General features: G+C 71.2%; 11 protein-coding genes. 1 reads left to right on the top strand and 10 read right to left on the bottom strand.

Annotated features, from left to right (window positions below):
- Nucleotides 1-11 precede the first annotated feature (11 nt).
- From hisB to hisD, 3 genes are read right to left on the bottom strand one after another with little or no spacing between them, the layout of a single operon-like run.
- Complete coding sequence (gene hisB / locus AB0316_RS20200) at nt 12-638, bottom strand: imidazoleglycerol-phosphate dehydratase HisB (RefSeq protein WP_366274981.1); 627 nt, start codon at nt 636-638, stop codon at nt 12-14.
- The gene (locus AB0316_RS20195; protein ID WP_366274979.1) at nt 635-1,798 is read right to left on the bottom strand and encodes a histidinol-phosphate transaminase; all 1,164 of its coding nucleotides are present in this window, start codon (nt 1,796-1,798) and stop codon (nt 635-637) included. The genes hisB and AB0316_RS20195 overlap by 4 nt, the downstream gene beginning before the upstream one ends.
- Nucleotides 1,795-3,162, bottom strand: a complete 1,368-nt coding sequence (gene hisD / locus AB0316_RS20190) for a histidinol dehydrogenase (protein WP_366274977.1) — start codon at nt 3,160-3,162, stop codon at nt 1,795-1,797. Before hisD ends, AB0316_RS20195 begins: the two co-directional genes overlap by 4 nt.
- A 219-nt stretch (nt 3,163-3,381) precedes the next feature.
- On the opposite strand from hisD, the gene AB0316_RS20185 reads away from it, so the two are divergent.
- Complete coding sequence (locus tag AB0316_RS20185; protein ID WP_366274975.1) at nt 3,382-4,629, top strand: endonuclease; 1,248 nt, start codon at nt 3,382-3,384, stop codon at nt 4,627-4,629.
- Nucleotides 4,630-4,659: 30 nt separating this feature from the next.
- On the opposite strand, the gene AB0316_RS20180 is transcribed toward AB0316_RS20185, so the two are convergent.
- From AB0316_RS20180 to lspA, 7 genes are all read right to left on the bottom strand, one after another.
- Nucleotides 4,660-6,759, bottom strand: coding sequence for a S9 family peptidase (locus AB0316_RS20180; protein WP_366274973.1), 2,100 nt, complete (start codon nt 6,757-6,759; stop codon nt 4,660-4,662).
- A gap of 89 nt (nt 6,760-6,848) precedes the next feature.
- Nucleotides 6,849-10,265 (bottom strand): ExeM/NucH family extracellular endonuclease, encoded by a 3,417-nt coding sequence (locus tag AB0316_RS20175; RefSeq protein WP_366274971.1) that lies wholly within the window; start codon nt 10,263-10,265, stop codon nt 6,849-6,851.
- Between the two features lie 134 nt (nt 10,266-10,399).
- Nucleotides 10,400-11,362 (bottom strand): pseudouridine synthase, encoded by a 963-nt coding sequence (locus tag AB0316_RS20170; RefSeq protein ID WP_366274969.1) that lies wholly within the window; start codon nt 11,360-11,362, stop codon nt 10,400-10,402.
- Nucleotides 11,363-12,508, bottom strand: a complete 1,146-nt coding sequence (locus AB0316_RS20165) for a winged helix DNA-binding domain-containing protein (RefSeq protein WP_366274968.1) — start codon at nt 12,506-12,508, stop codon at nt 11,363-11,365.
- A 17-nt stretch (nt 12,509-12,525) separates the two neighbouring features.
- Entirely contained in the window at nt 12,526-16,116 is a 3,591-nt protein-coding gene (dnaE, locus tag AB0316_RS20160; protein WP_366274966.1) for a DNA polymerase III subunit alpha, read from the bottom strand.
- Nucleotides 16,117-16,288: 172 nt separating this feature from the next.
- Nucleotides 16,289-17,221 carry an RluA family pseudouridine synthase gene (locus tag AB0316_RS20155; protein ID WP_366275012.1) on the bottom strand — a complete coding sequence of 311 codons (933 nt, stop codon included), beginning with the start codon at nt 17,219-17,221 and terminating at the stop codon, nt 16,289-16,291.
- The gene (lspA, locus tag AB0316_RS20150; RefSeq protein ID WP_366274965.1) at nt 17,214-17,765 is read right to left on the bottom strand and encodes a signal peptidase II; all 552 of its coding nucleotides are present in this window, start codon (nt 17,763-17,765) and stop codon (nt 17,214-17,216) included. The genes AB0316_RS20155 and lspA overlap by 8 nt, the downstream gene beginning before the upstream one ends.
- Nucleotides 17,766-17,817: the final 52 nt, after the last annotated feature.

The following is a 17,817-nucleotide window of genomic DNA, read 5'->3' as shown; positions in this document are numbered from 1 at the left end:
CACCTGCAGCGTCACAGGGCACCCTTGGCGCTGGGGATGCCGACGACGCGCGGGTCGGGCGCGACAGCCGCGCGCAGGGCGCGGGCGACGGCCTTGAACTGCGCCTCGACGATGTGGTGCGGGTCGCGGCCAGCGAGCACGCGCACGTGCAGGCACAGGCCCGCGTTGTACGCGAAGGACTCGAGCACGTGGCGCGTCATCGACCCGGTGAAGTGTCCGCCGATGAGGGCGTACTGCTGCCCCTCCGGCTCACCCTCGTGGACGACGTAGGGCCGGCCCGCCACGTCGACGACGGCGTGGCACAGGGCCTCGTCGAGCGGCACCGTGGCGTCGCCGAAGCGGGAGATGCCCGACTTGTCGCCGAGCGCCTCGCGCAGCGCCTGGCCCAGCACGATGGCCGTGTCCTCGACGGTGTGGTGCACGTCGACGTCGATGTCACCCGTGGCCTTGACGGTGAGGTCGATGAGCGAGTGCTTGCTCAGCGAGTGGAGCATGTGGTCGTAGAAGGGCACCCCGGTGGAGACCTCGGACCGGCCGGTGCCGTCGAGGTCGAGCCACAGCTCGACGGACGACTCGGAGGTCGCGCGGGTGATCTTGGCCGTACGGCTGCGGGTGCCGTCGGGGGTCGTCTGGCTCATGCCTGGCGTTCCTCACGCTCGACGTGGGTGGGGGCGAGGCGCGTCATGGCCTCGAGGAAGGCGGTCGTCTCGTCGGGGTCGCCCGCCGTGACGCGCAGGTGGTGGGCGATGTTCATGTCGCGGACGAGCACTCCCTGCTCGAGCAGCGCCTGCCACGTGGCCTTCTCGTCACGCAGGCCACCGAAGAGCACGAAGTTGCTGTCGCTCGCGACAGGTCGCGCGCCGAGCTCGGCGAGTCGCTCGACGATGCGGTCGCGCTGGTGCTTGATGACCTCGACGGTGCCGAGCATGACGTCAGCGTGCTCGAGGGCCACCCGGGCGATCGTCTGGGTGGGGCTGCTCAGGTGGTAGGGCAGCCGCACCAGACGCAGGGCGTCGACGAGCTCCGGCGCGGCGACGAGGTAGCCGAGGCGCCCGCCGGCGAAGGCGAAGGCCTTGCTCATCGTGCGCGTCACGACCAGCCGCGGGTGCTCGGCCAGCAGCGTGAGGGCCGACCGGGTCCCGGGACGGGCGAACTCGGCATACGCCTCGTCGACCACGACGATCGCGTTCGGGGCGGCCTCGAGCACCGCACCGATCACCTTGAACGGCAGCGCGGTGCCGGTCGGGTTGTTGGGCGAGCAGAGGAAGACGACGGACGGGTCGTGCTGGCGCGCCTGGGCCGCTGCCGACTCGGGCGTGAGGTCGAAGGCGTCGGGCTCCGTCGCGGCAGAGCGCAGCCCGTCGACCCACGTCATGCCGTGGGTCTCACTGATGATCGGGTGCATCGAGTAGCTAGGGGTGAACCCGAGCGCGACGCGACCATGGCCGCCGAACGCCTGGACGACGTGCGAGAGCACCTCGTTGGAGCCGTTGCCCGCCCACACCTGCTCCGGCGTCACCGACACACCCGACTGCTTCTCGAGGTATGCCGTGAGCGCCTTGCGCAGGTCGGTGAACTCGCGGTCGGGGTAGCGGTTGAGGGCCGCGACGTCGTCGGCGAGCGCCGCCAGGACGGCGTCGACCACCACCTGCGGCACCGGGTAGGAGTTCTCGTTGGTGTTGAGGCGGACCGGCACGTCGAGCTGCGGGGCGCCGTAGGGCGTCCGTCCCCGCAGGTCGGGGCGCAGCAGGCGCTGGACCTCCCGCGCTGCCGGCGTGCTCGAGCCGTCCTCGCTCACCGAGGCACCTCGTCGCCGAAGCGCGCCGTGACGGCCTCGCCGTGGGCCGGCAGGTCCTCGGCCTGGGCGAGGGTCACGACGTGCCGCGCGACCTCGCGCAGGGCCGGCTCGTCGTACGTCACGACGTGGATGCCGCGCAGGAACGACTGCACGGAAAGGCCGCTGGAGTGGATCGCGCATCCAGCGGTCGGCAGCACGTGGTTGGAGCCGGCGGCGTAGTCGCCGAGGCTCACCGGGCTGTGCGGACCGACGAAGACGGCCCCCGCGTTGCGCACGCGGGCCGCGACGGCGGCGGCGTCGCGCGTCTGGATCTCGAGGTGCTCGGCGGCATACGCGTTGACGACCGCGAGACCGGCATCGACGTCGTCGACGAGCACGATCCGCGACTGGGTGCCCTCGAGCGCCTCGGTGACACGCTCGGAGTGCTTGGTGGCCGCGACCCGTCGGGCGAGCGCCTGCTGGGTGTCGTCGGCCAGCTGCTCGCTGTCCGTGACGAGGACCGAGGCCGCCAGGGGGTCGTGCTCGGCCTGGCTGACGAGGTCGGCCGCGACGTGGTCGGGGTCGGCCGAGTCGTCGGCGAGGATCGCGATCTCGGTGGGGCCGGCCTCGGCGTCGATGCCGATGAGCCCCTTGAGCAGGCGCTTGGCCGCGACGACCCAGATGTTGCCCGGGCCGGTCACGAGCGACACCGGGTCGCAGACGACACGCTCCCCCTCGACCTCGCCCCACTGCGGGTCGTCGTCGACGAAGCCGTGGGCGAACATGGCGACCGCCTGGGCCCCGCCGACGGCATACACCTCGTCGACGCCGAGCAGCTCGCACGCGGCCAGGATCGTCGGGTTGGGGTAGCCGGCGAACTCGCCGGTGTTCTCGCGCTGGGGCGGCGAGGCGACGGCGAGCGAGCCCACCTCGGCCAGCTGGGCCGGGACGACGTTCATGACCACGCTGCTCGGGTAGACGGCCAGGCCGCCGGGGACGTAGAGGCCGACCCGGTCGACCGGCACCCAGCGCTCGACGACGGTCCCGCCGGGGACGACCTCGGTGGTGGTGTCGGTGCGACGCTGGTCGGCGTGCACGAGGCGGGCGCGGCGGATCGACTCCTCGAGAGCCGTGCGCAGGTCGGGGTCGAGCTGCTCGAGGGCCGACCGGAGCACCTCCCGCGGGACACGCAGGTGCGTGGGACGGACCCCGTCGAAGCGCTCCCCGAGGTCGCGCAGCGCCGCGGCGCCGCGATGCTCGACGTCCTCGCAGATCGGCCGCACCTGCTCGAGGGCGGCCGTGACGTCGAACTCGGCTCGGGGCAGTTCCCGGCGCAGGAGGCGCACGTCGAGGGTGCGGCCGCGCAGGTCGAGGGAGGACATCATGGGTCACAAGTCTAGGAGGCGCCCGGCGTCCGGCCGACCGCGGTCTCAGCGGGCGGAGGCGCAGCCCCCGCCCTGCCGAATGCTGAACCGCCCGAGACGAAGGCCAGACCAAGGACTGACCCCGGCCGCAGCCGGCATCCGCCACGCTCGGAGCGCCGCCCGATGCACCGGGCGCTGAGCGTCCGGCACCACCGGACCTTCCTTCGGACAGGAGAACCCGTGCCCGTCGTCATCGCCAGGCGTCGACTCGCCGCCTTCGTCACCGGCCTCGCCGTGGCCCTCGTGCCCCCGAGCGTCGCCCTCACCACGGCCGCGGGGTCGTCGGCCTCGGCGCTGCCACTCCCCCGCGCGGCCGCGCCCGCACTCGCGGTCGTCGCGCCACTCACCGTCTCGCAGGCGATCGGCTCCCAGAGCAGCCAGAGCGCCACGGTCCGCGGCTACGTCGTGGGCCAGCCCACCGCCACGAGCACCGTCGTGCGGAGCGACTTCCCCAACGACTACGCGCTGGCCATCGCCGACTCGCCCACGGAGACGTCGACGAGCCGCATGCTCTACGTCCAGATCCCCTCGGCGTCCCGCGCGTCCTGGGGGCTGAAGAGCAACCCGTCGCTCATGGGCCGCCAGCTCGACGTCACGGGTGTGCTGTCCGCGTACTTCTCGCACCCCGGCATGACGTCCACGACCGCCTTCGCGTTCAGCGGCACGTCGACCAGCACCAGCCCGACGAGCGCCACCAGCACCAGCCCTGTCCCGACCGGGACCACGAACCCCTACGACTCCACCTACTATGCCTCCGCCATCGGCAAGACGGGCACCGCCCTGCACGCCGAGCTGCACCGCATCATCTCGAGCGGCGTCACGACACTGAGCTACGACCAGGTCTGGACGGCGCTCAAGGACACCGACCAGGACCCGGCCAACGCGAACAACGTCATCGAGGTCTACTCCGGCCGCTCGATCGCCAAGTCCGACAACGGCGGCGGCGTCGACCAGTGGAACCGCGAGCACGTCTGGGCCAAGAGCCACGGCAACTTCGGCACCGCCAACGGGCCCGGCACCGACGTGCACCACCTGCGGCCGGAGGACGTCACCGTCAACAGCACTCGCGGCAACCTCGACTTCGACAACGGCGGCACAGCCGTCGCCCAGTGCACCGGCTGCCGCAGCGACGTCGACTCCTTCGAGCCGCGCGACGCCGTCAAGGGCGACGTCGCCCGGATGATCTTCTACATGGCGGTGCGCTGGGACGGCGGTGACGGCTTCCCCGACCTCGAGCCGGACGACGTCGTCGGCAACGGCACGGCCCCCTACATCGGCAAGATCTCGGTGCTCAAGCAGTGGAACCTGCAGGACCCGCCCGACGCCTTCGAGAAGCGCCGCAACCAGGTCATCTTCGACACCTGGCAGCACAACCGGAACCCCTTCGTCGACCACCCCGAGTGGGTCACCGCGATCTACGGGTCCTGACCGGAGGACCGTGCCGGCCGGCGGCCGCGCTCACGACGTCTGGTCGATGAGCACGGCCGTCTCCCAAGCCCACTGGCGCCACAGGTCGTAGCGCCCGGAGCGGCCGCCGTGCCCCGCGGCCATCTCGGTGCGGAAGAGGATCTGACGGGGGTCCGCGACGTCGAGGTCCGCGTGGCGCAGCGCGGCCACCCACTTGGCCGGCTCAGTGACGTAGACGCGGGTGTCGTCGAGACCGGCCGTGACCAGGAGGCTCGGGTGCCGTGCCGGCCGCACGTTCTCGTAGGGGGTGTAGGACTTCATGAGGGCGTATGCCGTGGGGTCCTCGAGCGGGTTGCCCCACTCCTCCCACTCGACGACCGTGAGCGGCAGGCTCGGGTCGAGCACGGTGGTGAGCGCGTCGACGAAGGGCACCTGCGCGTGCACGAACCGGAAGCGCTCGGGCGCGAGGTTCACAACCGCACCCATGAGCAGGCCGCCCGCCGAGCCGCCTTCTGCAGCAAGGCGATCGGGTGCCACGGTCCCGGTCTCGACGAGGTGGTCGGCGCAGGCGACGAAGTCGGTGAACGTGTTGGGCTTGGCTCCGAGCTTGCCGTCGTCGTACCAGGAGCGCCCCATCTCGGAGCCGCCCCGCACGTGCGCGATGGCGAACACCCAGCCCCGATCGAGCAGCGAGAGGCGCAGCACCGAGAACCACGGGTCGCTCGAGATGCCGTAGGCCCCGTAGGCGTGCAGCAGCCCCGGGGCCGTGCCGTCGGAGGCGATGTCGCGACGGTGGACGACGGAGAGCGGGATCCGGGTGCCGTCGGGGGCCGTCGCCCACTCTCGTCGTTGGACGTAGCGGCCCAGGTCGACGTCGCCACGGACGTGCTGCTGCTTGAGCAGCGTGAAGCTGCGCGAGCGCACGTCGTAGTCCTGCACTGTTCGCGGTGTGACCAGCGACTCGTGGACGACCTGGAGCGTGGGCGTGCTCGCCTCCGGGTTGACGCCGACGTGCAGGGTGCCGATCGGCTCGCCCACCGCGACGTCGTGCGCCTCCCCCAGGCCGTTGGGCGCATCCGGGTCTCGCAGCACCACCCGGATGCCGGTGCCGCCCTCGCGACGCAGGGAGACAGCGATGAAGTCGTCGAATCCCTCTGCGCCCGTAACGAACTCGTCCTCGGTCGTGACGTCCAGGGGCACCCAGTCGTCGGCGGACGTGCTGGTCACCGGAGCGACCGCCAGCTCGAAGTTGACCCGGTGGGCGTTGTGCACGACGAGGAGCTGGTCACCGAAGGGCTCGATGTCGTACTCGACGCCCTGGCGCCGCTCCGCCACCACCCGAGGGGTGCCGAGCGGGTCGTCGGCATCGAGCACGCGGAACTCGCTCGTCGTCTTCGAGCCGATGGCGATGATGACGAGCCGGTCGTCGCGAGAGGTGCCGACGCCGACGAAGAAGCGCTCGTCGGCCTCCTCGTGGACGAGGACGTCGTCCTCGACCGGCGTACCGACCTCGTGGCGCCACACCTGGAATGGCCGCCACGCCTCGTCGACACGGGTGTAGAAGAGGTGCCGGGCCTCGAGCGACCAGGCGAGCGACCCTCCGGTCTGCCGGACGACGTCGTCGAGCACGGCGGCGTCCTCGATGCGGCGCACGCGCACGTCGTAACGCTCGTCACCGACGACGTCGACGGCGTACGCCAGCAGGTCGCCGGCAGGCGAGACCTCGCTGGCGCCCACGGCGAAGAACTCGTGGTCGCGGCCCTCCTCGTTTTGGTCGAGCAGGACCTCCTCGCCCGCCGGGGGACGGCCGGCGTCGAGGGCCGGACGCTGCGGGTGTTCGGCCACCGCGACCCGCGCCTCGACGGCGTACTGCTCCCCCTCGACGGTGCGCGAGTAATACCACCAGCGGTCGTGCCGCACCGGCACCGACAGGTCGGTCTCCTCGATGCGGGATCGGAACTCCTCGAAGACCTGCTCCGCCAGGGGACGCAGGTGCTCGGTGCGCTCGGTGGCGTAGGCGTTCTCGGCGACGAGCAGCTCGCGCAGCTCCGGCGAGTCGCGGTCGGCCATCCACGCGTACGGGTCCTCGAAGCGGTCGCCGTGGTGCTCGCGGACGACGGGATCGCGCCTGGCGGTCGGAGGTTGCTGCATTCGGCTCACTCTACGGACCCCCGTCGGTCAGCAGACGGCGCCCGGCGGGAGATCCCGCCGGGCGCCGTCCGGTGCCGTTGCGCGAATGGTCAGTGGAGTTTGACCTGACCCTGGACCCGCTGGCTCCCGCTGTCGTAGACGACGGCGCCGGCCGAGTCACGGACGACGACGCCCAGCATGTCGGTCGCCGCATCGGTCGCGGTCGCCTCGAAGCGGTAGCCGGGAACCCCGCCGACGGTCGCGGGCCCGGCGAGCCGTGCGGTCCCATGGGACACGACCAGCCAGTCGAGTCCCGTGGAGGCGAGCGCCAGCCCCGGCGTCGTCAGCGTCAGGGACCCGTCCGGGCGCTCCGCCCCCGTGGCGTACTTGGCCGAGACGCTGAACTCCGCCTTGCCGGTCAGCGAGGGCGAACCGGCGACGGCACCCTTGGGCGAGACGAACCAGCCGCCGCCGGTGAGGAACCCGGCGGCTCGGTCGTAGACGACCACGGTGGTGGTGCCGGTGCCCGAGTTGCCCCACTGGTCCTTCACCGTGACGGTGACGGTGTAGACGCCGGCCGCCGAGTAGACGTGACGGCCGCTGACGGCGTCACCGCTCACGGTGCCGACCGACGTCGAGCCGTCACCCCACTGCACCGAGGCCGTGTGGCTGTCGAGCGTGTCGGCGTCGGTGAAGGTGGCGTCGACACTGACCGGGGCGCCGACCGAGACGGCCGACGAGGGCCCAGTGACGGTGCCGACAACCGGTGCGGCGTTGGTCAGGTCGAGGCCGACGACCACGGGGTCGTGGTCGGAGATGCGGAACTGGTCGGGCGCGTAGAGGCTCGCCACCTGACCCGGCGTCTTGAACTCGGTGTTGTAGTCGAGGATCGCCGGTTCGTCCGCGTTGACGTGCCAGTCGCCGACTCCGGTCACCTGGCTGCTGATCGACGCCGAACCGAGCGCGTGGTCGAGGTAGCCCCACTGCCCGTCGAAGGCGTAGGAGTACGCCTCGCGCCCGCTGAGCTTCTCGATGAGGTTGGCATAGCCGGCCTTCTCGAGCGTGGTGATCGGGTCCTCCTTGGCGTAGGAGTTCATGTCGCCGAGGATGAGGACGTCGGGGTCACCCGTGCCGGTCGGGTCGCTCGCCAGCCAGTCGGCGAGCAGCTGGGCCGAGCGGACGCGGACGGCGTTGCAGTTGCCCTGGCCGTCACCGGCGTCCGGCACGCTGCACGCGCTGCCCTTGCTCTTGAGGTGGTCGGCGACGGCGACGAACGTGCCGCCCGTGGTGTTGTCGCGGAAGGCCTGCGCGAGCGACGGGCGGTTGCGCGGGGCCGGGTCGCCACCGTTGACGAACGCCGTCGAGTTCAGCGCGGCGGTCGTGCCGACCGGTGTCACCGCGGCCGGCTTGTAGAGCATGCCGACCTTGATCGCGTCGTTGCCGAGGGCATCGACCTGGCCGGTGCGGGCATCGGCGTCGATGAACGCCCAGGTCCCGGCTCCGTCCTTCGCGTTGAGCTTGTCGACGAGGAATCGCTCGGCGCTGTCGACCCCGTAGCCGTCGTTCTCCATCTCCATGAACGCGACGACATCGGCGCCCGTGCCCGAGACGGCCGAGACCGTCTTGTGCCACTGGCGGTCGAACTCCGCGGCGGTGTTGGCGCCGCGGCAGTCCATGACGTCACCGGTCAGCCCGCCCTTGCAGTTGTTGCCGGTGGTGTCGAGGGTGTTGAAGAAGTTGAGCAGGTTCATGCCCACCACCCGGGTGTGGCCGCCGACGGCCGGCGGCGTGGACGGGCGCAGGTTGGTGGGCTCGAAGTTCACCTTCGCGTCAGCCGTGGCGGGCCGGATGCGGTACGCGTTGGGGCTGGCCGAGTTGCCGCCCCACGTGTACGTGAGCACGCCGGTCAGGTTGGTGACGGTGTCGCCGCCGCGCAGGGTGTTGGCTGCCGAGAGCGGCTGCCCCCCGCGCCCGAAGGGGACAGGGTCGACGTTCTGGGCCTGGGTGGTGTCGTCGAGGACGATCTTGCGCAGGTCGTTGTCGGCCTGGAGCGCAGCCGCGGGGGCTCCGGGGGCCACGACGTTGGTCGGCTGCTCGAGCCGGCCACCCTGCGAGAGCGTGACCTGGCCGAAGCGGCCGAGCTGGTAGTGCTCGGTGACGCTCATCTGCTGCGGGAGCGTGACGAGCATGCCCTCGTAGCGCTCGAGGGCCGTCGGGGAGGCGACCGGGAACCGGACCTCCGTCGGGGCGACCGTGCCGGTGCCGCAGACGGTGATGGTGCTGGCACTGACCTGCGTCTGGCCCTGGTTCTCTCCGGCGTTGCCCTTGACGGTGACGAGGTCGCCGACCTTGACGGTGTCGGCGTTGCTGCCCTCGAAGACGAAGATGCCGTCGGAGGTGGCGGGGTTGCCGTCACCGGTGGGGTCCTGGATGTAGAAGCCGCGCAGCGCCGGGGACGGGCCCTCGTAGTCGCCGACGACCACGCCGCGCGTCGTGACGGAGCCGGTGACGGCCGCGGTGTCGCCGCTGCCCTGGATCGCGTAGATCGGCGTGGTGGCCGCTTCGCATGGGTTGGTGGCGGGCACCGAGAACCGCACGACGACGTCGGCGGGCAGGGTGTCCGGCGGGTCGATGGCGTCCTGGTCGCTCACCGCTGCCGCTGACACGGTCAGCGTGCAGGCGTCACCGAGCGCGAAGTCCTTGGACGGGTCGAGCGTGAAGGTCGTGGGTCCACCGGTGACGGTGAGGGTCTTGGCGCCCGAGATCGAGCAGACGAGCGAGAAGGCGCCGCCTGCGACGTCGACAGGCTCGGAGAACGTGACGGTCGGGCTGGCGTCGACGGCCACGCTGGAGGCGCCGTCGGCGGGGGTCGTCGAGGTGACGGCGGGCGCGACGTCGGCCGCGGGGCCGCCGTCGACGGTGTGGCTGCCGAGGCCGTCGAAGGTGTCGACGGCGTAGCCGTCCCACTGCACGGCCGGGTCGAAGGCGTCCGTGCCGTTGCTGTCACCCGCGGTGACGGACGGCTTGCGACGCAGGGTGTTGTCGGCGGTCGAGGTCAGGCCCGAGCCCCACTCGGTCGCGGGTCGGAAGCCGACCTGGCCGAGCACGTCGAGGACCGCGCCGCCCTTGCGCAGCACCACGGCGTCGTCGCCGTTCCAGTTGGCGCTCCCGCTCTGCTGGTCGGCCTGCGACAGCACCGCGGCGACCGCCGAGGGGTTGGCCAGGACGAAGACGTCGCCATTGGCGACCGTGCCGTCCAGCTTGATGGTGTTGGTGGCGGAGGTCGCGCCGTTGGCAAAGACCTGCACGTCGTAGTCGCCGCCATGCAGGTCGACGGGCCCGCCTGTGCCGTTGTAGATCTCGAGCGCCTTGTTGTTGCTCGTGCCCTCGACGTACTCGCTGATGAACAGCTCCGTCGGGGCCGCCGCCGAGGCCGGCGCAGCCGCGACGAAGGGGGTGATGCCCACGGCGAGAGCAGCGGTGGTGACCGCGGCGACCCGGCGCAGGGCAGGACGATGTTGACGCATGTGCTTCCTCCCTGGGACCGGCTCCTCCGCTCGGTCTGGGCGTCACCCTAGACGTCAGGACCGACGTGCGCGCGTCGAGACGAGCACGGCCTCCTGAACGGGGCATGAACGGCGCCTGTGGGGGTCCTCCGAGTTCAGAAGGCCGGCCAGGGGCCGGGCCAGGCACCCAACCGGCGCCGGCTGACGAACCGGCGCGGCGTGCCGTCCACGGGGTCATCGAAGGCGAGGACGGCCGCCAGCAGCTGCAGGGGCGAGCGGAAGTCGTCGGCGGGCACGTCGCGTTCGACCGGGTAGAGCGGGTCGTCGACGATGGGGATGCCGAGGCCGTGCAGCTGGCACCGCAGCTGGTGGGTGCGGCCGGTGCGCGGCGTCAGGCGGTAGAGCCCGAGGTCGGCTCCCTCACACCCGGCGTCCGGGACGGTGTCGAGCAGCTCCACGAGCGTCTCGGCGTTGGGCGGCGCCCCCTCCACCTCGCGCGCCTGGTGGGTGCCGTGCTCCTTGACGAGGTGGGTGCGACGCACGAGGGGCAGTGCGAGGTCGGGCCGGACCGGCGCCACCGCGAGGTACTCCTTGTGCACCAGCCCCTCGGCGAAGATGCGCTGGTAGGCCCCGCGCCACCGCTGCTCGGTGGTGAAGAGCAGCACACCGGCGGTCGGGCGGTCGAGCCGGTGCGCCGGGCCCAGGCGGTGCAGCCCGGTCACCACGCGGGTGCGGGCCAGGGCGCTCTGCACGACGTGGCGGCCCCGCGGCATCGTCGCCATGGCGTGCGGCTTGTCGACGACGACGATCCGCTCGTCCCGGTGCAGCACGACCGGCGGCTCCGGGTGGGCCACCTCGTCGGGAAGGTCCCGGTGGGCCCACACGGCCGCCCGCGGCACGAAGGGCGCGTCGGGGCGCACGGGAGTCCCGGAGCCGTCGACGAACGCGCCGTCTGCCAGCATGCGGTCGACCTGCTCCACCGTCAGTCCCGGCGCGAGGCGTTCCACGAGATGGTCCCGCAGCGAGGCCCACGGGCCGTGCTGCGGCATCCGGAAGCGCTGGGCGTCGACGCCGTGACGCGGAGGCAGCGGTGACGGCGGGATGGCTCCGCGGGCCACTCAGTCGCTCCCCGTGCGTGAGGCGTCGGGGCTCGCGAGCCCCGGCTCCACGCGTACGACCTCGACGTCGGTCTCGAGGAAGGCCGCGTAGGCCGCTGCGGCACGGTCGACCTCCCGCCAGCGTCGGTCGGACAGCCGGGTGAACGGCTGCACCTCGACGCGGACGTGGGTGCGCCTCTGGTCGCGCCGCCAGGTGCCTGCGACCTCGCCGTCGACGACGAGGGTCGGCTTGAACACCATGTTGCGGCCGGGCACGACCTTGACGAAGTGCTCGGGCGGCAGCGTCACGTCGCGCGACTTGTAGCCGAGCAGGAACTCGTCCCACTGCGGCAGCAGGTGCACGCCGGCCGGGCCCTCGGGCACGGGGCGCGCGTCGGCGTGGCTGAGCCACACCTGCCCGTCGAGCTCCTCGCGCACCAGCTGGTCCTCGACGAGGGAGAGCGCCTCCCGGGTGAGCGCCAGCGGCTTGAGCAGCCAGCCGGCGAGGTCCTTCTCGGTGACCGGGCCGTGGCTGCGGACGTAGCGCTCGGCCGTGGTCGCGAGCGCCTCCTCGCGAGATGGCCTGCGCGAGTGCGGGATCCACGAGTCGATGAGGACGAAGCTCGGCTGCTTGCCGAGGAGCGGACCGTGGCAGATGAGTCCGGTCATGCAGTGGTAGCCGATGAGGTGGTAGTTGCGCTGGTCGGTCGGGTCGATGCCGTGCTCGACGAGCAGGGCGGCGACGTCGGGCCGGCTCATCGGCCGGGTCAGGTGCTCCTCGAAGAGGGCTCCCGACCGCTCGAGGTCGGCCGCGGTGATGCCCAGCTGGGCGAACCGGGTCGCCAGGGTGGTGCTGCGAGGCGCGGCGAACAGCTCGCACATCCACCGGGCGTCCTCCGCGGGAACCCAGTGGATGGTGCCCCGCATCGGCCAGGTGCGTACGACCTCCCGGTCATGGACCGCCTGCTCCACCTGCGCCAGCGTCAGGCCCGACCGCACCCCGAGGGACCACGCCCCGCTGCCGTAGTCCTGGGCCTGCAGGGCGCCGAGCTCACGGGCCACCTCGAGCGCTGACACCGGTGCCGTGTCGCCGGCGCCGAGCCGCGGAGTGAGGCCGAGGGCGGCCACCCGCGCCCGGCGCAGCCGCCGCCGGTCGCTCTCGCGCATCACTGCCCGTCCGCGCGTCAGCTGAGGCAGGCCGGGCCCAGGAGGGCCTTGAGGTCGCCGAACAGCGCGGAGGTCGCGTTGACCCGCAGCGAGTCGTCGAGCGACATCAGCACCGATCGCCCGGGCTGGGTGAGCTTGACCTGCACCTCGGTGGCCCCGGGGTGCTCACCGAGGACGCGCTTGAGGCTCTCGGCGATGGCCGGGGTGGCCCGCCCGAGCGGGAGGGTCAGCACGACTGGCCCGCGCGGCCCCTCCTTGATGTCGGGGATCGCCAGCTCCTGCGCGAAGATCGAGATCGAGTCGTCGCGCGCGCTGACCCTGCCCTTGACCGCGCACACGGTGTCCTGGGCGAGCATCGTGGAGTAGGTCATGTAGGCGGACGGGAAGAAGAGGCACTCGACGGCTCCGTCGAGGTCCTCGACCGTGGCGATGGCCCACAGGTCGCCCTTCTTCGTGCGCTTGAGCTGCAGGCTCGTGATCAGGCCCGCCACGGTCACGGGGGTGCCGTCGGGCTTCGGGTCGTCACCCATCAGCGCAGCGATGGAGGTGTCGGCGTGCGTGGCGAGGATGTGCTCGATGCCGAAGAGCGGGTGGTCGCTGACGTAGAGGCCGAGCATCTCGCGCTCGAACGACAGCAGGGTCGACTTGTCCCACTCGAGGGTGGGCACCGGCGGGAGCCCGTCGAAGGCGCCGGGGCCCGGCTGGCCGTCGGCCGCGTCGTCGCCGAAGCTGCCGAAGAGGCTGTCCTGGCCGATGGCCTCCTGCTTCTTGACCTCGACGAGCGCGTCGATGTAGCGCTCGTGCACCTCGACCATGCCGCGCCGCGACTCGCCGAGCGAGTCGAAGGCGCCGCCCTTGATGAGCGACTCGATGGTGCGCTTGTTGCAGACGACGGCCGGCACCTTGGACAGGAAGTCCTTGAACGAGGCGAAGGCGCCCTTCTCCTCACGCGCCTTGATGATGGCCTGGACCACCGGGAGGCCGACGTTGCGGATGGCGGCGAGGCCGAAGCGGATGTCGGTGCCGACGGCCGCGAAGTTGGCGATCGACTCGTTGACGTCGGGCGGCAGCACCTTGATGCCCATGTGCCGGCACTCGTTGAGGTAGAGCGCCGACTTGTCCTTGTCGTCGCGCACGCTCGTCAGCAGCGCCGCCATGTACTCGGCCGGGTAGTTGGCCTTGAGGTAGGCGGTCCAGTAGGAGACGAGGCCGTATGCGGCCGTGTGCGCCTTGTTGAACGCGTAGTCCGAGAACGGGACGAGGACACCCCAGAGCGCGGCGATCGAGGCCTCGTTGAAGCCGTTGGCCTTCATGCCCTCGGAGAAGGGGACGTACTCGGCGTCGAGGACCTCCTTCTTCTTCTTGCCCATGGCACGGCGCAGCAGGTCGGCGTTGCCGAGGGTGTAGCCGGCGAGCTTCTGGGCGATCTCCATGACCTGCTCCTGGTAGATGACCAGGCCGTAGGTCATCTTCAGGATCGGGTCGAGGGCCTCGACCATCTCGGGCTGCAGCTTGCCCTTCAGCTGCGGGTCGAGCGGGATGAGCTCCTGCTTGCCGTTCTTGCGCAGGGCGAAGTTGGTGTGGGCGTTCACGCCCATCGGGCCGGGCCGGTAGAGCGCGAGGGCGGCGGAGATGTCCTCGAAGTTGTCGGGCTGCATGAGCCGCAGCAGGGCGCGCATGCCGCCGCCGTCGAGCTGGAAGACGCCGAGCGTGTCGCCCCGGCCGAGCAGCTCGTAGGTGGCCTTGTCGGTCATGTCCTTGGACAGGGCGTCGAGGTCGATGTCCTCGTCGCGGTTGAGCTTGATGTTCTCGATGGCGTCGTCGAGGATCGTCAGGTTGCGCAGCCCAAGGAAGTCCATCTTGACCAGGCCGAGGTTCTCGCAGCTCGGGTAGTCGAACTGCGTGATGATCTGGCCGTCCTGCAGGCGGCGCATGATCGGGATGACGTCGACGAGCGGCTCGCTGCTCATGATGACGCCGGCGGCGTGGACGCCCCACTGGCGCTTCAGGCCCTCGAGGCCGAGGGCGGTCGCGACGACCTCCTGGGCCTGCGGGTCCTCGTCGTGCACGGCCCGGAAGTCGACGGCCTCGTTGTAGCGCTTGGAGTCCGGCTTGAACACGTCCGCGAGCGGCATGCCCTTGCCCATGACGTCGGGCGGCATCGCCTTGGTGAGCTTCTCGCCCATCGCGAACGGGTGGCCGAGGACGCGGCTGGCGTCCTTGAGGGCCTGCTTGGCCTTGATGGTGCCGTACGTGACGATCTGGGCGACGCGCTCCTCGCCGTACTTCTCGGTGACGTAGCGGATCACCTCACCGCGCCGGCGCTCGTCGAAGTCGACGTCGAAGTCGGGCATCGACATGCGCTCGGGGTTGAGGAACCGCTCGAAGATCAGGCCGTGCGGGATCGGGTCGAGGTCGGTGATGCCCATCGCGTAGGCGCACATCGAGCCGGCGCCCGAGCCTCGGCCGGGGCCGACGCGGATGCCGTTGCGCTTGGCCCAGTTGATGAAGTCGGCGACGACGAGGAAGTAGCCCGGGTAGCCCTTGGAGACGATGACGTCCTCCTCGAAGGCCGCCTGCTTGCGGGCGTAGTCGGGCACCCCCTCGGGGAAGCGACGCTGCAGGCCGGTCTCGACCTCCTTGATGAACCACGACGTCTCGTCCTCGCCGGGCGGGCAGGGGAAGCGCGGCATGTAGCGCCCCTCGCCCTCCTCGAAGGAGACCTCGCAGCGCTCGGCGATGAGCAGCGTGTTGTCACACGCCTCGGGCAGCTCGCGCCACAGGTGGCGCATCTCCTGGGCGGACTTGAGGTAGAAGTCGTCGGCGTCGAACTTGAACCGGTTGGGGTCCATCAGGGTCGAGCCGGACTGGACGCACAGCAGCGCCGCATGGGCCTTGGCGTCCTCGGCCCGGGTGTAGTGCAGGTCGTTGGTGGCGACCAGCGGCAGCTTGAGGTCGCGGGCGAGGCGGATGAGGTCCTTCTGGGTGCGGCGCTCGATGTCGAGGCCGTGGTCCATCAGCTCGACGTAGACGTTCTCGTTGCCGAAGATGTCGCGCAGCTCGCCGGCGACCTCACGGGCCTCGTCGTACATCCCGAAGCGCAGCTTGGTCTGGATCTCGCTCGACGGGCACCCGGTGGTGACGATCAGGCCCTTGCCATAGGCCCCGAGCAGCTCGCGGTCGATGCGCGGCCACTTCGTGTAGACCTGGTCGAGGCTCGCGATCGAGCTCATCCGGAACAGGTTGTGCATGCCCTCGTTGTTCTGGGCGAGCATCGTCATGTGGGTGTAGGCGCCGCTGCCGGAGACGTCGTCGCGGCCGCCGTCGCCCCAGCTGACCTTGGTGCGGTCGGTGCGGTGGGTGCCCGGCGTGATGTAGGCCTCGACGCCGATGATCGGCTTGACCCCGGTGCCCTGCGCCTTCTTCCAGAACTCGTAGGCACCGAAGACGTAGCCGTGGTCGGTCGTGGCCAGGGCGGGCATACCCATGCGCGCGGCCTCGCTGAAGAGGTCGCCGATGCGGGCCGCCCCGTCGAGCATGGAGTACTCCGTGTGCACGTGGAGGTGCACGAAGTTCGGGTCGTTCTTCGGGGCGGCTTGGGTCGACATCGTGGATGAGTCTAAGCCTCGCCGAGGACACTCCCCGGCGTGTCGGATCCGGTGTCGCGGCCAGTCGCTCCAGCTGTCGTCCGAACGCGCGGGCGACGAAGCCGCCCGGGCCCGCGGAGGGTCCGGACGGCATACTCGATCGTCTTTCGACCTCGACTCGAAGGTGAGGGTCCTAGAACGTCGCGACGACGTCGAGGGCGCGCTGCAGGTCCTCGGGGTAGGGGCTCTCGAAGTGGACGTACTCCCCCGTGCCCGGGTGCTCGAAGCCGAGGCCCACGGCGTGCAGCCACTGCCGCTCGAGCGCGAGCCGGGCCGCGAGCCTCGGGTCGGCGCCGTAGGTCAGGTCGCCGCAGCACGGGTGATGCAGGGCCGCGAAGTGCACGCGGATCTGGTGGGTGCGACCCGTCTCGAGGTGGATGTCGAGCAGGCTCGCGTGGCGGAAGGCCTCGATCACCTCGTAGTGGGTCACCGACGGCTTCCCGCTGCCCATCACCGCGAACTTGTAGTCGTGCCCCGGGTGGCGGCCGATCGGCGCATCGACGGTGCCGACCACCGGGTCGGGCAGCCCCTGCACGAGGGCGTGGTAGGTCTTGTCGACGGTGCGGCTGCGGAAGGCGTGCTTGAGGCGGGAGTACGCGTACTCGCTCTTCGCGACCACCATGAGTCCCGAGGTGCCCACGTCCAGGCGGCTGACGATCCCCTGGCGCTCGGGCGCTCCCGAGGTCGAGATGCGGTAGCCGGCCGCGGCCAGCCCGGAGACGACGTCGGGGCCGGTCCAGCCCACGCTGGGGTGGGCGGCCACCCCGACGGGTTTGTCGACCACGACGATGTCGTCGTCGTCGTGGATGATCCGCATGCCGGGGACAGGCTGGGCGATGACCTGCAGGCTGGGACTCTCCTGGGCGCTGGGCAGCGACACCTCGAGCATCGACCCGGCCGAGAGCCGCTCCGACTTGCCCACTGCCTTGCCTTCGAGCACGACGTGCCCGTCGGCGGCGAGCTCGGCGGCCTTGGTGCGCGAGACACCGAAGAGGCGCGCGACCCCGGCGTCGACGCGTTCGCCCTCGAGGCCGTCGGGGACGAGGACGGTGCGCACGTCAGGCATCGTCACCACCGGCCTTGCCCCGCTCGCGGCGGCCGTCGACCCCGATGCCGAGCATCGCGAGGATGACGATGAGGGCCGCGGCCGAGACGATCCAGATGTCGGCCACGTTGCCGATGAACCACTGGTCGTAGTCGATGAAGTCGACGACGTGGCCCTGGCCGCCACCGGGCGGACGGATGAAGCGGTCGGTGAGGTTGCCCAGCGCGGCACCCAGCAGCATCCCGAGCGCGATCGCCCACGCCCGCGAACCGAGTTGGCGCGCGACGACGACGATGGCGACGAGGACGGCGATCGCGATCCCCGTCATGACCCACGTGTTGCCGGCGCCGAGGGACAGGGCCGCGCCGGGGTTGCCGATGAGCTTGAAGCGGATCAGCTGCCCGATGAACGGGCGGGACTCGCCATCGGCGAGCACGTCGAGCGCGACCACCTTGGTGAGCTGGTCGCTGAGGTAGGCGAGAACCGCCACCACGGCGAGGACGGCGAAGAGCCGTCTGCGCCGGCGCGGTGTCGGTCGGCTGTCGTCTGGGTCGGGCGAGCTCACGGTCTGGGTGTCGGCATCGGTCTCGGTTCGAGGGTCGGTGCGAGAGCCTGCG

The sequence above is a fragment of the Terrabacter sp. NPDC080008 genome, assembly GCF_040702505.1.
GTDB lineage: Bacteria > Actinomycetota > Actinomycetes > Actinomycetales > Dermatophilaceae > Terrabacter.
The sequence above is the reverse complement of the archived record's forward strand: the minus strand, read 5'-3'. Positions and strand labels throughout refer to the sequence as shown.

Excerpts from the sequence above, each read along its gene's own strand:
- hisD (WP_366274977.1), bottom strand. The coding sequence starts at position 3,162 with ATGATGTCCTCCCTCGACCTGCGCGGCCGCACCCTCGACGTGCGCCTC.
- AB0316_RS20175 (WP_366274971.1), bottom strand. The coding sequence starts at position 10,265 with ATGCGTCAACATCGTCCTGCCCTGCGCCGGGTCGCCGCGGTCACCACC.
- AB0316_RS20180 (WP_366274973.1), bottom strand. The coding sequence starts at position 6,759 with ATGCAGCAACCTCCGACCGCCAGGCGCGATCCCGTCGTCCGCGAGCAC.
- hisB (WP_366274981.1), bottom strand. The coding sequence starts at position 638 with ATGAGCCAGACGACCCCCGACGGCACCCGCAGCCGTACGGCCAAGATC.
- dnaE (WP_366274966.1), bottom strand. The coding sequence starts at position 16,116 with ATGTCGACCCAAGCCGCCCCGAAGAACGACCCGAACTTCGTGCACCTC.
- AB0316_RS20155 (WP_366275012.1), bottom strand. The coding sequence starts at position 17,221 with ATGCCTGACGTGCGCACCGTCCTCGTCCCCGACGGCCTCGAGGGCGAA.
- AB0316_RS20165 (WP_366274968.1), bottom strand. The coding sequence starts at position 12,508 with ATGCGCGAGAGCGACCGGCGGCGGCTGCGCCGGGCGCGGGTGGCCGCC.